Origin of the sequence: Micromonospora sp. BQ11, from assembly GCF_052068135.1 — a bacterium.
Lineage (GTDB): Bacteria > Actinomycetota > Actinomycetes > Mycobacteriales > Micromonosporaceae > Micromonospora.
The window spans coordinates 25,507-40,135 of the sequence record NZ_JBQHDB010000007.1; the positions used below are offsets into that span (position 1 = coordinate 25,507).

The window sequence follows — 14,629 nt, forward strand, 5'->3', positions numbered from 1 at the left end:
GTTGACGACGATGCATGAGCCGACACGCACCGCGCTGCCGTGGCTGGCCGACACGACCGGCCGGCAGTCGACCCTGCGACTGTTCTGCTTCCCGCACGCCGGCGGCGGCGCCTCGACGTTCCGGCCCTGGCTGGATGACGGCCGCCGACACGGGATCCAGGTGTGTCCGGTGCAGCCACCGGGCCGGGAGGGACGCTGGTCCGAGCCGGCGCTGGGCCGCGTCGAGGACCTCGCCGCCGACTTCGTCCGGGCGGCACTGCCGCTGCTGACCGAGCCGTTCGCGCTGCTCGGCAACAGCCTCGGGGCGCTGGTGGCGTTCGAGACCGCGCGGTACCTGCAGGCCCACGGCCTGCCGGTACCCGTGCGTCTGGTGGTCGCCGCCGCGGCGGCACCCGGCACGGGTGCCCGGCGGACGCCGCTGAGCGCCCTGCCCGACCGGGAGTTCGCCGGTGAGCTGCAGCGTCGCTACGGGGGCATTCCCGACCTGATCCTCAACAATCCCGAGTACCTGCAGGAGTACCTGCCGACGTTGCGGTCCGACATCGCCGCCGTGGAGTCGTACCGCCCGGAGGCGGGGCCGGTGCTCGACTGTCCGGTGACGGCCCTCGTCGGCAGCGACGACGCCGGGGTGCCGGTGTCCGCCGTCAACGAATGGCGCGGGCTGACCAGCGGCGCCTTCGACCGTCACGTCCTGCACGGCGGACACTTCGCCCTTCTGCAGCACCGCGACGTGGTGTTCCGGACCCTCGACGTCCGGCGAACCGTCGGCCCGGCCGGCAGCCGGCCCGCCCCGCACCGAGGAGCAGCAGCGTGCTGATCGACGACGACGAGCTCATCCGCCCGTACCGGGTGGTGGTCAACCACGACGAGCGGTACTCGATCTGGCCGGTCGACTACGACCTACCGGCGGGGTGGCGCGACGCCGGGCACACCGGCGTCAAGGACGACTGCCTGGCGTACGTCCGGCAGGTGTGGACGGGCCTGCGGCCGCTGAGCCTGCGTCAGCGGCACGCCGCCGACCGGGGGGACCGGTCGTGACGCGCGCGCGTCAGGGCTGCGCGCCCGACACGGGGCACCGGATCCAGGACGGACCGAGGTCCGGGTGAGCACGGGGACCGACGGTGCGGTGCTGGGGATCGTGGGCGGGATGGGCCCGTACGCCTCGGTCGAGTTCCTGCTGTCCGTCTACCGGGAGGCCTCACTGCGGAGCACGAGTGGGGTCGAGCAGGCGCTGCCGCGGTGCCTGCTCGACTCCGATCCGACCTTCCCCGACCGGACGGAGGCGATCCGTCACGGCCGCCACGCGGAGATGACCGACCGCCTACGCTCCCGGATCCGCGGGGTGCTGGGCCAGGGCGCGTCCCGGGTGGTGCTGACCTGCATCACCGCCCACCACTTCGCCGCCGCTCTCGAACCCGAACTGCGGCGACCGCTGATCTCGCTGGTGGACACCGTCATCGACCAGTTGCAGGCGCTCGACGAGGACGACGGGCCTTTCCTGATGCTGGCCACCAGCGGGACGCGCACCGCCCGGGTCTTCGACCGCTCTCCCCGGTGGCCGTCGGTGGCCGGACGAATCGTCATGCCGGAGGCCGCCGCGCAGGCGGACGTGCACCGGCTGTTGTACCGCCTCAAGCAGGGCACGGTGCCCGAATCACTGCTCCGGGAGGTGGAGGTGTTGGCCCGCGAGCACGGTTGCGGTGGCATCGTCGCCGGCTGCACGGAGGCGCACCTGCTCACCCGCCCGCTGCGAGCCCGTCCCGACGCGCCTGCGGTGATCGATCCCCTCGACGCCATCGCCGTCAATCTCGACAAGCTTCTCGATTTGTAGGGAGTGTCCGTGGGCTCACCACGTCGACCACCGCCGGCCCCGGCCGCCCGGCGGTCGACCTTCCGCTGCTCGACCAGGCCGAACGGGGCCTGGTGACGCTGTCCCGGCAGGGCGAGACCCACCGGTTCGCCGGCCCGGACAGCCTGGCCCACCTGGTCCAGGCCCGCACCGTCGACCAGGGCGACACGATCGCCCTGGTCGACGGTGCGACGGGCGTCACCGCGACCGGAAAGGTGTCCTCACAACTCCTCGAGCAGGCCCTGCTTGATGGCCACCGCCGCGGCGAGCGTCCGGTTGGAGCAGTTGAGCTTCGACAGGACGTTGGCCACCAGGCGCTTCACCCCGTGCTGGCTGATCAGCATGCGGCGGGCGATCTGCTTGTTGCTGAGCCCCTCGGCGAGCAGGACCAGCGTCTCGCGCTCCCGCGGCGTCAGCTTGGCGGCGCAGTCGGTCCGCACCCGGGGCACCACTTCGCCCCGGGCACGCTCCAGCAGACGATTGGCCAGGACGGCCGGCATCGGCACCTCACCGACGATCATGCGGTTGAGGGCCTGAGCCAGCGCGTCCTCCGTCACGTCGTCCTTGATCAGGAAGCCGTTGCTCGGGAACCGCGTCACCGTGTCGAGGCAGTCCGAACGGCGGCCGATCAGAAGCAGGATCTTGGTGCCGTACCGGAGCGCCGCGTCGGCCACCAGGTTGACGCCCTTTCCCGCGAGGTCCTCGCACGCCACGACCAGGATGTCAACAGGGCTGTGGCGACAAAAAGGGACATGGTCGGGGTGGGTCGTCACGAACGTATTGACCTCTGTCACTAGGTCAAGCGAGCTCAGCATATCGCTGAGCCCACGCCGCGCCAACTCGTTGTCGGCCAGAACGAGGACACTGTAACCGTCCTGACCCTGGTCGAACGGGTTTTCGAATCGCTCCACGTCGATCAGCTCTCCCCCCGGCGCAACCACGTGAAGAACGAAGTGTGTCTTGCCCGTGACAGAGTACGACAGGAATCCACAGTGGGCCAAATCCCATGCGAGCAGGTCGCTACCGGCAGATTAACCAGTGACGCTAACCGATAGCATCACATCTCCTGCATCGCAAGGGGAACCGGGCCCAGGACCATACCGACACCAGGTCGGGGCGGCATCGAGCAGGTCAGTGCGGTTACCGGAGGACTTTTCATGATCCAGTCATCCCGGTGAACGCCGGATGGCGACGAAGCCGGCCGAAACTGCGATTCAGGCCAATGGGACGAATTCCCGAAATTGCTCTCCATCGAGTCGGCGTTACGACACAGGAACCCGGCGGCGTTGACTGATTTGACGGATTTGACAGCTCCGGCGGTTTCGGCGGGAGCATGCCGAAATGAACTATCGAGTGGCACGGCCCGGAAGGAGGGGACGGCGTGGCGGCACGGTGCCGAGCGCGGCGCGGACGTCCGCCTCCGGCGCGCGTCGGCGTGATCGGCACTCACATTCGAGAATCTCGACGGTGCGGGATGGTCTCGATCGTCGGGACGGCCGCGGCGCCGACGATCGGATCCACGCCGGTAACTGTGATCATCCCTATACTGGGTCGATGGGCGAGAAGCTGCCTCCGCAGAGTCCGATGAGCCAGGAAATCGAGATCTCGCTACCGTTCACAGGCCGCTGGCTGGCACGGAACAGCCCCGCCCGACGAGTGCCGAGTCACGGGATCGACCTGCTGGGCGAGCGCTATGCCATCGACTTCATCGGCGTCGACGATCACCGCCGGACCGCGGACCGCCGTGACTGGCGGACCGTCCTCGCCACCGAACCGCCGGAGCGCTTCTTCGCCTTCGGGCGACCGATCCTGGCACCGGCCGAGGGCACCGTCGTCGCGGTGCACGACGGCGAGCTCGACCATGCCGGACGGCGGTCACAGCTGGCCCTCGTGCCGTACGTGTTGGGTCAGATGGGTCGGCTCCGGCAGGGAGTGGGTGCGATAGCCGGCAACCATCTGATCATCGCCTTGCGGAACAGCGACGCATTCGTCGGCCTCGCCCATCTACGGGCCGGCTCGATTCGCGTGCGCGTCGGCGACAGGGTGACGACGGGACAGCCGCTCGCGGACTGCGGAAACTCCGGCAACTCGACCCAGCCGCACGTACACGTGCAGGTCATGGACAGCGCGGATCTGACCGTCGCGCGCGGCATTCCGATCGCCTTCCGGCATTTCCGCGAATGGTCTCGCGGTGCGCGGCAGTTCCAGGTCAGGGAGTCGGGCATCCCGGGCGAGGAAGCGGTCGTCGAACCGTTGCCCGTCCCGGCGAAGGGCGATTCCTGAATCGCACGGCGGTGCGTCGCAGCACGGTTCTCGTGGAACCGCGATGCGACGCACCGCCGTCGGTAACTAGACCGCCCGGGCCTCTTCGAGCTTGACGAGACGACCGGTACCACTGAGCGACGCCAGGTCGATGTCGGCGACGCACCGGACCTTCACGTAGTCCAGCGTCAGGGTTCCCTCGATGTGGGCGGTACCGGTCCCGTTGGCGAAATCCGCCCGGCTCAGGTCGGTGGCGGTCTCGTCGACACGTACGCCCAGGTCGGTGCCGCCGCGCGTGTCCACGAACTTGACGAAGACGTAGCCGATGTCGGTGACCCGCTTCCGGAGTTCTTCGAGGGACGGATCGGGGCCGCCGACCACGACACTCCGGCCTTCCACCGAGAGGCGCTCGATAAGATCGTTCACAGGGAGATCCTCCAAATCTGTCATGCGACGGGCAGGGCTTCCTTGGGTTCGGCCGTAACGTCCTCGTCGTGGGGCCGCCGTCTCCCCGGCCACCAGTTGCGTTCGCCGACCTTGACGGCGATGGCCGGCACGAGCAGGGTGCGGATCACGAAGGTGTCCAGCAGCAGGCCGACGACGATCGCGAAGCCCATCTCGAGGTACGACTTGATCCCCGAGAACAGGAGCGGCGTGAAGGTGCCGGCCAGGATGATGCCGCACGAGGTGATGACCGAGCCGGTACGGGCGAGAGCGGTCCGGACGGCTTCCGTGTTCGACCGCTGGTGTGTGTGGTACTCCTCCTTCACCCGTGTCATCAGGAAGATGCTGTAGTCGATTCCGAGGGCGACCAGGATGACGAAGGCCGCGATCGGAGCGTCGATCCACAGTCCGGAGTAGCCCAGGCCGTACTGGAAGAACGCGACCGTCAGCCCCATCGTCGCCGCGTACGCCACGACGATGGTCGCCACCATGTAGACGGGCGCCACCAGGCTCCTCAGGAGCACCGCCAGGATGGTGAAGATGCCGAGGAGCACCACGAGGGCGATGACGACGGAGTCCCTCTTCTGGGTCTCGAGGTTGTCCCGCACCTCGGCGCTGACACCGCCGACGTACGCGGTCGCGTTCTCGAGGTTCGTCCCTTCCAGGGACTCCTTCAACGTGCTCCGGATCTCGGTGATGGTGTCGAGCGCCTCCTCCGAGTACGGGTCGTAACTCAGGGTCGCGCTCAGGTTGATGCTCGTCCCGTCCGGGGAGATGTACTCCGCGCTCGACGCCGGGGTGGGTGTCGTCACCCGGTCGACGCCGGGCAGCGCGTCGAGGTCGCCGCCCACCTTCTCGATCGTGCGCAGCTTGTCGCCGTCCCAGCCGGCCTGATCGGACTCGATGATGATCGACACCGCGTTCTCCGCTCCGGCCGCCTGGCCGAAGTTCTCCCGCAGCACGGTCAGCCCCTGGTAGGAGTCGGTCGAGGTGGGCAGCAGGGCCCGCAGTTCGTTGTTGTCGAAGCGGAAGCCGGCCAGCAGACCGATGAAGGGAACCAGAGCCACCAGGGTGATCACGATGAACCGGGTCGGTCGGCCCGTGACGGACGCCGAGATCCGCTCCCAGACGCCGGCCTTCGCGGCCTTCCCCTCGGCCCCTTCCCGGAGACGCCGTGCGCGAACCTTCGACGGCGGGAACGGCCAGAAGACCTTCTCCCCCAGGATCGCCATCGCCGCCGGGATGAGCGTCATGATCACGAGGAACTCGACGAACACCGCGATCGCGAGCGGCGGCCCGATCCCCTTGAAGTTCGCGTCCTGGGCGAACACCATGCCACCGAAGGCCACGATCACGGCGCAGACGCTCGCGAAGATGGCCTCACCGCCGTAGCCGACCGCGCTGCGCAGCGCCTCCCGCTTCTCCTTGCCGGCCACCAGGTTGTCCCGGAAGCGGGAGAACATCAGCAGCGAGTGGTCGGTGCCGAGACCGAAGAGCACGATGATCAGGAACACCAGCGCGTTGGGCGAGACCGGGAGCCCCGCGTCGGCCGCGAACCCGAGCACACCCTGCGAGATGGTCAGGGCGAGGCCGACCGAGATCAGCGGGAAGATCGCGGCGATCGGCGAACGATAGATGATCAGCAGGACGATGAGGATGAAGAGCAGGGTCATCACCAGCGTCCGCGCGAGGCTCTCCTCCTGGAGGGTGATCACATCACCCCAGATGGCGTTGCCACCCGTCAGGTGCACGTCCAGGCCGGCCGGGGGCGCCGGCGCCCCGTCCCGCGCGCCCGCGTCGGCGGACAGGTGGTCCCTGATCTGCGGGATGACGTCCTTCGTCTGCTCCAGCCACGCGTTGTTGTCCCGGGTCGCGTACTCCATGTCGAGGTTCAGCGCCAGGAGTGCCGCTTTCCGGTCCTCGCTGAGCAGCGTGCTCGCGTACTGCGGATCCGAGAACGGCGAGTTGCTCGACTTGAGACGGATGTCGTCCTTCCTGGTGGCGAGGAACTGCTCCAGGGCCCTGCCGTACGCCTCGTCCTCGGGGGTCAACCCGCTGGCCCGGTACAGGGTGACGGTGACCTGGTTGTTCATCACCTCCTGGACGTCCGGGAACTTCTGTGCGATCAGCTCGCCGGCCTTGAAAGCCTCCAGGCTCGACTGCGACCTGGCTTCCTGCTGGCTGGTGTTGGCTTCCTCCTGCAGATTGGGGGCAACTTGTACGAGGACCGCCGCGAGGACGACCCACAGCACGACAGACAGCCAGCGACCGGCGATGATGGCTCTGCTAGCCTTCAGAAACAACGTCTTCTCTTTCCTGTCTCATGCGCCCGGACAGTTTCCCGCCCGGGCGCGCAACAGTTGCTTGCCCCGTTTCACGTGGCCCCTAGGCCCCCGAAGACGATTCCTCCATCTTCTTGCGCAGACTCAGCGGACGCATGTCGGTCCAGACTTCCTTGACATAGGTGAGGCACTCCTCCTTGGTGCCGGAAACCCCGGTGTCCTTCCAGCCGGAAGGCACGTCCAGGAACTGCGGCCAGAGGGAGTACTGTTCCTCGTGGTTGACGAGAACCTTCACGCCAGCGTCTTCCATGGGAGTCATGTCCTATCTCTTATTTGGGTGCTTCTCTTTCCGACGGGATCAGCGAGTTGCGGCGGATGCTCCGCTTCTCGGGTCCGCGCCCTCCCGAATAAAAAGCCAGGGGGCCTCCTGGCGACGTCGCTCCTCGTACGCGAGGATTTCGCTCTTGCGGGACAGGGTCCAGTCGATGCTGTCCAGGCCCTCGAGGAGTGCGTTCTTCTTGAACGCGTCGACCTCGAAGTGGAAGGTCCGCCCGTCCGGCATCGTGACGGTCTGGGCCGGCAGGTCGATGTGGACCTGGCACTGCTCCTCGCGTCCGAGACTCGCCAGGATGTCCTCGACCGTGGATGCGTCGAGCACCACGGGGAGGATGCTGCTGTTGAAGCAGTTGTTGTAGAAGATGTCCGCGAAGCTCGGCGCGATGATGCAGCGGAAACCGTATTCGCGCAGCGACCAGGGGGCGTGCTCACGCGAGGATCCGCACCCGAAGTTCGGGCCGGCGACCAGGACACTCGCGCCCGCGTAGGCCGGCTGGTTCAGCTCGAACTCGGGATTCGGCGCCCTGCCGTCCCCGAGGTAGCGCCAGTTGGCGAAGAGGGCGTCGGCGAACCCGGTGCGGCGGATCGTCTTCAGGAAACGGGCCGGCACGATGTCGTCGGTGTTGACGTTGGACCGAGGCAGCGGCACGGCCACGCCGCGGTGGGTAACGAACTTCTCCATGGAGGGCGTTCCTCTTCCTACAGGTTGCGAACGTCGACGAAGTGCCCGGCTATGGCGGCACCGGCGGCCATGATCGGACTGACGAGGTGGGTGCGGCCTCCGCGGCCCTGCCGGCCCTCGAAGTTGCGGTTGCTGGTCGAGGCGCACCGCTCGCCGGCGGACAGCCGGTCGCCGTTCATCGCGATGCACATGCTGCATCCCGCCTCGCGCCACTCGAAGCCGGCCGCACGGAAGATCTCGGCCAGGCCCTCCTTCTCGGCCTGTCGACTGACGAGCATCGAGCCGGGCACGACGATCGCGCGGACGTTCGGTGCGACCTGCCGCCCCGCGACGAACGAGGCGGCCATGCGCAGGTCTTCCAGACGCGAGTTGGTGCAGGAGCCGATGAACACCGTCTGGATCTCGATGTCCTCGATCTTCTGACCGGGCGTCAGCCCCATGTACTCCAGAGCCCGTTCGTAGCCCTGGCGTGTGACGCTGTCGGCCTGCGCCGCCGGGTCGGGCACCGTGCCGGTGATGTCGGCGACCATGCCCGGATCCGTGCCCCAGGTGACCTGGGGCACCAGATCGTCGACGTCGATGTCGAGGACGGCGTCGAAGTGGGCGCCCGGGTCGCTGCCCAGCTCCCTCCACTGGGCCGCCGCCAGGTCGAAGAGGTCGCCCTCGGGGGCGTACGGACGGCCCCGCACGTACTCGATCGTGACGTCGTCGGGGGCGACCATGCCGGCGCGCGCACCGGCCTCGATCGCCATGTTGCACAGGGTCATCCGTCCTTCCACCGAGAGCGACCGGATGGCGGAGCCGCTGAACTCGATGACGTGGTTGGAGCCGACGTTCGTGCCGAACTTCCGGATGACCGCCAGTGCCACGTCCTTCGCGGTGACCCCCGGCGAGAGGGCCCCCTCGACGCGGATGTTCATCGTCCTGGGCTTCTGCTGCAGCAGGCACTGGGTGGCCAGTACGTGCTCCACCTCGCTGGTGCCGATGCCGATGGCGAAGATCCCCAGGGCACCGTGCGTGGAGGTGTGCGAGTCACCGCAGACGACCGTCATACCGGGAAGGGAGAGACCGAGCTCGGGCCCGATGACGTGGACGATCCCCTGGTACTCGTCCGTCATGTCGAAGAGCGTGACCCCGAAGTCGCGGGCGTTCTCCTCCATCGTCTCGATGCAGGTCACGCTGGCGGCGTCGACGACGTCGACCATCCGGCGACCGGGAACCGTCGGGACGTTGTGGTCGAGGACGGCGATGGTGGCGTCGGTGCGGTGGACCGCCAGTCCGCGGGTCCGGAGGCCGGCGAAGGCCTGAGGAGAGGTGGCCTCGTGGGTGAGGTGGCGATCGATGTACAGGACGGGCACCTCGCCGGGCTCGTCCCGCACGACGTGGGCGTCCCAGATCTTGTCGAACATGGTTCGTGGACTCATGGCGCAACTCCAATCCGGGGGGACATCGGGCACTTCCCCTCCATCTGCGTGCCGAGGCGGGCTCAGGACTGCGAGAACCAGGCCTCCAGTTCCTCGCCCTCCAGCTCACGGCCCAGCCCCTTGGCGTGGGAGAGAATTTCGTCGATGCGCTCCGGGGAGAGCTTCTCGGGGTCGCGGCCGCTCTGCAGGCAGGCGAGCTTCACCGAGCTCGTTCCGCTCCACTGGCTGACACCCACCGAGTAGGTCCCACCGACGGTGGCCGGGTCGATGGCCGAGTACACGGTGCGGGCCATCGTGCGCAGCTTCGCCTCCAGCGGGAAGTCCTGCGCCTTCCGCGCGTTGTCCGCGAGGGCGTTGGCCTTGAGGATGGCGTCGGTGTGGATGCCCGAGCTCGTGTAGCTGTAGCGCTTGCCCAGCACGCCGTGGTCCGGAGTGACGACACCGACCATCTCCTGGTAGAAGGAGATCAGGCCGAGCAGCTCGGACATGTTCCAGGAAACCGGCAGGCCACCCTCCTGCTGAATGGCGGCCAGGTTCAGCACGACCTCTTCCAGCGAGGCGTTGCCCGAGCGCTCGCCGACACCGCGCGACACGACATGGATGCGGTTGGCGCCGGCCGAGATGGCCATCATGGCGTTGCCCAGCGCGTTGCCCGTGTCGCGGTGCCCGTGCCAGTCCAGCTTCATGTCCGGCGTGCCCAGCTCGTCGAGCAACTGCCGGATGAAGCGGCAGAGCCGGTAGGCACCCGCCGGCCGGGCGACGCCGATCGTGTCGGCGACCGCCACGCGGTAGGCACCGTTCTCCACCTGGACCCGGGTGATCTGGCGGACGTCCTCCGGCGAGGTCTGCGTCGTGTGTTCGGTACCGCCGATGACCGGAATACCCAGGTCGACGGTCTGCTTGATGGTCGTCTCCAGCTTTCGCAGGACGAAGTCCAGGTCCCAGCCCTGAACCATCCGGCGCGACGGTGAGCTGCCCATGAAGACGACCGACTCCAGGGCCGGGTGGATCTCCTTGCACTCCGCCGTCCACTTCAGCGAGGCCGGCGTGCAGACCGAGAGCACCGACGGGACGATGGCGGGGAACTGTTCGCGCATACCGGCGAGGAGTTCCTTCATCGTCGAGTCGAGTGCGCCGGCCCCGGTGTGGATCCCCACCGTGGCGGACGTGATGCCGAAGTTGTTCAGCAGTTCAACGTACTGGAGCATCGCGTCGATGGACGGGTACCTGCTCACACCCTGAAGTCCGTCCCGCAGGCACTCGGACAGGACCTCGGCCCGGGACGCCTGGAGCGGGGTCGGCTCACAGGGAAGGGACTCGGGCAGCGGCGAGAGCGGGTCGGGTTCCGTGTTCCAGTTGAAGTCGACGGGCACGTCGCCGGAACGTGTCGGGTTTGTCATTGGAGCCTCCTGACGTGAAGCGTTCGCTTGCTTTTTTCGAAGGCGACTGATCATTCGGCCGATACCGGCAGGATTCCAACCGAGAAGCGGACGTACTGGTCGGAGTAGCCGAACGTCGAACCAGGAATTCCCGCGATACCGGTCTTCTCGAGAACGGAGAAGCAGTCTTCTCCCTTACGCAGCTTGCTCCAGTTGTAGATGGTCGCGTCGTCGTCGAGATAAATGCGCTCGAAGAGGCCCAACTGCTCGTCGAGACGCTGGAGCTGGGCCCTCAACTGCGCACGCCGAAGGTCGTACAGTCTGCGAATCTTGCCGATCAGATGCGGGTTCTCCTGGAAGAGACGGTGATAGGCCATGAAGCGCAGTTGCCACTCACCCGGCATCGAGGCCACGCTGTTGATCCAGCTGCCGACCATGCTGGCGGCGAGGTCCGCGTCGCCAAAGGTGACCCACCCGAACCGTTCGCCGGTGAGCGTGTGGGTCTTGGAGAAGCTGCTCACATAGATGACCTGGTCACGGAGGTCGGAGGCAGCGGTCAGGGCGCCCATGCGGGCCTCGTCCTCGGCGGGGATTCCGGTGCCGACGTAGGCCAGGTCGGCCAGGAGGTGGACCACACGTCCGCGCTGACGCTGCCGACGCAGCACGTCCAGCAGGTCGCGGAGTTCGTCGGGCTCGTAGGCGAACGTGGCCGGATTGCTGGTGACCATGAGATAGACGATCGTGATGGCCGGGTTCGCGTCCAGCGCCTGGGCGAGCTGGTCTGCCGTCAGCTTGAAGCAGTCGTCGGGCCGGGTCTGCACCCGGTGGATGCGGTAGCCGTTGGCCGCGGCCTGCGACTCGAGGACGTTGAAGCCCGGGGCCGGCAGGAGCACCGCGCCGGCGGCTCGCGAGCGGAGTCGGGCGAGGGCACCCAGGCCGCGGAGCACCTTGTCCATGCAGTCGGTCGCGCCCAGCCCGAGTGCGATGTGTCGCGCGGTGACGGGCAGGCCCCACTGCCGCATGTCGTCGGCCAGCCACCCCCGCAGCATCGAGTTCCCGATGCTCGCGAGGTCGTAGATGCGGGGGTCGAAGCCGACCCGCATGAGCTGACGCTCCAGGTCGAGCATCTGGTCACGTAGCCACCGGTACACCGTGCCGGTGGCCACGTATCCCTGGAGGTTCTCGCCCGGCAGCGCGATCCCCAGCTCGTCGGCGAGCCGCCGGTAGTCGCCCGGGCCGCCCTCTTCTCCGACGCACTCGGAGATGAGGCGCACGTTGACGTCACCGATCGTCCGGTTCACGATCTCCATGCGCGTGGCGATCGGGTCGAGTTGACGCTCGGCGCACTCGCGCTCGAGAGCCTGGACGATGGACGCCATCATGCGGATCGGTGGCTCGTTGCTGGTCTGCAGGCGGGTGCGGTACTTGTGCACCAGCTCCTTGCGGACCTGCCGGACGAGCAGGCGTTGGTCCTGCAGACGAGCCTCGGACCTGATTACCTCAGTTTGCAGTGCCATCGGTGACGGCCTCCGTTCGCGGATAGAAAAGACGCAGGACCAGAACCGGCCGGAATCATGTCCGGCGCAGGGCCGCCGCGATGCGCTTCCCCATTTCGCGGGTTCCGATCACCTTGGTTCCCTCCTCCTTGATGTCGACCGTGCGATAACCGTCCTGAATCACCTCCTCCACGGCCGCCTCCACCGCGAGGGCCTCCTGCTGCAGACCGAGCGAATGCCGCAGAAGAAGGGCAGCCGAAAGAATCGCGGCAATGGGATTTGCCTTGTCCTGCCCCTCGATGTCGGGAGCAGAGCCGTGAATGGGTTCGTACAGGCCGAAGGTGCCGGACCGGGTCCGGCGGACGCCCAGGCTCGCCGACGGGATCATGCCGATGGAGCCGGTCAGCATGGAGGCTTCGTCGGTGAGGATGTCGCCGAAGAGGTTCTCCGTCACGATGACGTCGAAGCGGGACGGCTCGCGAAGGAGGTACATCGCACAGGCGTCGACGAGGAGGTGCTCGTAGGTGACCGCGGGATAGTCCACCGCGACCCGCTCCACGACCCGCCGCCAGAGGATCGACGAGCTGAGCACGTTCGCCTTGTCGACCGACGTGACCACTCCACGACGGGCGACGGCGATGTCGAACGCGGCCCGCACGACGCGCTCGATCTCCTGCTCGGTGTAGAGGAGGGTGTCGACGGCCTCCTCGCCCCGTTCGGTGCGCCGGATCTCGCTGGGCTTGCCCGGGATCGACTCCAGATGCCCGTAGTAGAGGCCCGCGGACAACTCGCGGACGAACATCAGATCCGTGCCCTCGACGTAGCGGGGCTTGAGCGGCGAGGCGTGGTAGAGGCTTCGCGACGGCCGGATGGGCCGCAGGTTCGCGAAGAACTGGAAGCTCTTGCGCAGCCGGAACAGGGCCTGTTCCGGCTTGACGGAGGCGTGCTGGCGCTCGTGGGCCGGCAGGCTGCCGATCGCGCCGAACAGGATGGCGTCGCTCTGTTCGCAGAGTTCGAGCGTGGCATCGGAGATCGCCACCCCCTCGCCGGCGATGGCGGCGAGTCCGGCCAGACGGTGGTGGATGGTCAGGTCGTGCTCATAGAGGTCCGCGACGGTGAGCAGCACCTCGACGGCCTGCTCCGTGACCTCCGGCCCCACACCATCGCCGGGCAGTACGGTTATCGCGTGGTTTCCCATTTTGGCACCCTTTTCGACGTGTGCGGGTGACGACTATTTCTTGGCCGCCAGGGCGAGTAGGCGATTGACCAGCGTGCCGCGCCACGTGATCATGTCGTGCCCACCGGAGTACTCCGAGTAGTCCACCTCGTAGCCCTTGCCGAGAAGGACGTCGCGCAGGTTCCGGTTGGTCTTCAACTGATCGAACTCGACAATTGCGGCCTCGAGTGAGCCGACCTCCATGGAGAAGCGGATGGGCAGCTTGGGACTGAGCGCGAACTGCCGGGTCAGCCACTCCATCTCGGTCTCCGGAGTTTCCCGCTCGGGCCACCAGAAGGAGCCCGACTGGGAGATCACGTTGCCGAAGATATGGGGCAGTTTGAACGCGACGTAGGCCGCGGCGAGTCCTCCGAAGCAGGAGCCGCCGACATACGTCTTCGAGGGATCGGAGGTGACGTGGTAGTTCTCGCGGAGGAAGGGCATCAGTTCCTGCGCCAGAAAGTCGCTGAACGGTTCGTGGCACGTCAGTTCCCGGGCACGGACCGCCTGGTCCATGTTGCTGTGCATCACCAGGACGAACGGCGGGATCCGGCCGGCGTACAGCAGGTTGTCCAGCACGGTGGGTGTGGCTGCGAAGTTGAAGTAGGCCCACCCGTCGAAGAGGACGAAGAGGGGGTACTCCTCGCCGTCGGTCCGGTAGCCGGGAGGCACGTGCACCGTGATGTGGTGCTTGGTCTGCAGGACCTCGCTGTCGACGAGGTGCATGTGGTTCTTCCCCTTGGGGACGCCGCGCCGTGCGATGTTCCACGGCTGCTTGGGCGCCTGGGGCAGCTCCAGCACCGACACCCGGAGGTCGTCGAGGACCGTGACCTCGCGGGGGTTCAGCGGATCGGGCCGGTACGCCGGGATGCGGGCCAGCACGTCCGCGTAGGTCTCGTACGGGACGAGCGAATCGTTGACCGACAGCAGGTAGGTCGTGCGCAGGTCCGACGGCAGGATGTAGGTCTTGTACCAGAGGTCGGTCGAGGGAACCTGCTCCATCAGGTACTCGTCGAAACCGTTCTGCGTCGGCGCGCTGTAGAAGAGCACCAGCACGTTGCGGGTGTCGCCCGGATCGCGCCACACGAAGGTCACCAGGGTTCTGGTGTCGTCTCCTTCGATCGGCTCCATCAACGGAGATCCGTCGGCCGAGACGGTTTTCCAGAAGGTGTCGAGCGCCCCGTCGTCGCCGGCAGCGACGGCCTCTTTCAGTTGAACGATGCGGTGATCCGTTTGGGTCTTCGTGGGAACGATCATCG

Annotated in this window: 13 protein-coding genes and 1 pseudogene; 4 read left to right on the plus strand and 10 right to left on the minus strand. The window is 67.2% G+C overall.

The genetic code is table 11. From position 1 onward, the window contains the following. Positions 1-10 precede the first annotated feature (10 nt). The 3 genes from ACTMSW_RS16510 (at position 11) to ACTMSW_RS16520 (ending at position 1,831) form a co-directional block, all read left to right on the plus strand. On the plus strand, positions 11-817 hold the full coding sequence (locus tag ACTMSW_RS16510; protein WP_441181489.1) for a thioesterase II family protein: 807 nt from the start codon (positions 11-13) through the stop codon (positions 815-817). Continuing rightward, positions 811-1,038, plus strand: a complete 228-nt coding sequence (locus ACTMSW_RS16515; RefSeq protein ID WP_441181490.1) for an MbtH family protein — start codon at positions 811-813, stop codon at positions 1,036-1,038. Before ACTMSW_RS16510 ends, ACTMSW_RS16515 begins: the two co-directional genes overlap by 7 nt. A gap of 64 nt (positions 1,039-1,102) precedes the next feature. After that, positions 1,103-1,831 (plus strand): aspartate/glutamate racemase family protein, encoded by a 729-nt coding sequence (locus tag ACTMSW_RS16520; protein WP_441181491.1) that lies wholly within the window; start codon positions 1,103-1,105, stop codon positions 1,829-1,831. A 239-nt stretch (positions 1,832-2,070) separates the two neighbouring features. On the opposite strand, the gene ACTMSW_RS16525 is transcribed toward ACTMSW_RS16520, so the two are convergent. After that, a complete protein-coding gene (locus tag ACTMSW_RS16525; protein WP_441181492.1) occupies positions 2,071-2,760 on the minus strand; it encodes a response regulator transcription factor in 690 nt (229 codons plus the stop codon). Between the two features lie 643 nt (positions 2,761-3,403). Between ACTMSW_RS16525 and ACTMSW_RS16530 the strand changes: the two genes are divergently transcribed. Beyond that, a complete protein-coding gene (locus ACTMSW_RS16530) occupies positions 3,404-4,132 on the plus strand; it encodes a M23 family metallopeptidase (RefSeq protein ID WP_441181493.1) in 729 nt (242 codons plus the stop codon). Positions 4,133-4,198: 66 nt separating this feature from the next. Here the strand turns inward: ACTMSW_RS16530 and ACTMSW_RS16535 are convergent, their stop codons facing one another. The 9 genes and pseudogenes from ACTMSW_RS16535 to fes form a co-directional block, all read right to left on the minus strand. Next, positions 4,199-4,537 carry a hypothetical protein gene (locus ACTMSW_RS16535; RefSeq protein WP_441181494.1) on the minus strand — a complete coding sequence of 113 codons (339 nt, stop codon included), beginning with the start codon at positions 4,535-4,537 and terminating at the stop codon, positions 4,199-4,201. A gap of 20 nt (positions 4,538-4,557) precedes the next feature. Then, positions 4,558-6,858, minus strand: coding sequence for an MMPL family transporter (locus tag ACTMSW_RS16540; protein ID WP_441181495.1), 2,301 nt, complete (start codon positions 6,856-6,858; stop codon positions 4,558-4,560). A gap of 82 nt (positions 6,859-6,940) precedes the next feature. Continuing rightward, complete coding sequence (locus ACTMSW_RS16545) at positions 6,941-7,156, minus strand: MbtH family protein (protein ID WP_441181496.1); 216 nt, start codon at positions 7,154-7,156, stop codon at positions 6,941-6,943. A 39-nt stretch (positions 7,157-7,195) separates the two neighbouring features. Beyond that, a complete protein-coding gene (leuD, locus tag ACTMSW_RS16550; protein ID WP_441181497.1) occupies positions 7,196-7,855 on the minus strand; it encodes a 3-isopropylmalate dehydratase small subunit in 660 nt (219 codons plus the stop codon). A 17-nt stretch (positions 7,856-7,872) separates the two neighbouring features. Next, positions 7,873-9,305: pseudogene (leuC, locus tag ACTMSW_RS16555) on the minus strand (3-isopropylmalate dehydratase large subunit). Positions 9,306-9,341: 36 nt separating this feature from the next. Continuing rightward, the gene (locus tag ACTMSW_RS16560; RefSeq protein ID WP_441181498.1) at positions 9,342-10,679 is read right to left on the minus strand and encodes a hypothetical protein; all 1,338 of its coding nucleotides are present in this window, start codon (positions 10,677-10,679) and stop codon (positions 9,342-9,344) included. Positions 10,680-10,729: 50 nt separating this feature from the next. Beyond that, the gene (locus tag ACTMSW_RS16565; protein ID WP_441181499.1) at positions 10,730-12,175 is read right to left on the minus strand and encodes a pyridoxal phosphate-dependent aminotransferase; all 1,446 of its coding nucleotides are present in this window, start codon (positions 12,173-12,175) and stop codon (positions 10,730-10,732) included. 55 nt (positions 12,176-12,230) lie between these two features. Beyond that, entirely contained in the window at positions 12,231-13,352 is a 1,122-nt protein-coding gene (leuB, locus tag ACTMSW_RS16570) for a 3-isopropylmalate dehydrogenase (RefSeq protein WP_441181500.1), read from the minus strand. A 33-nt stretch (positions 13,353-13,385) separates the two neighbouring features. Further along, entirely contained in the window at positions 13,386-14,627 is a 1,242-nt protein-coding gene (gene fes / locus ACTMSW_RS16575) for an enterochelin esterase (protein ID WP_441181501.1), read from the minus strand. Positions 14,628-14,629 lie beyond the last annotated feature (2 nt).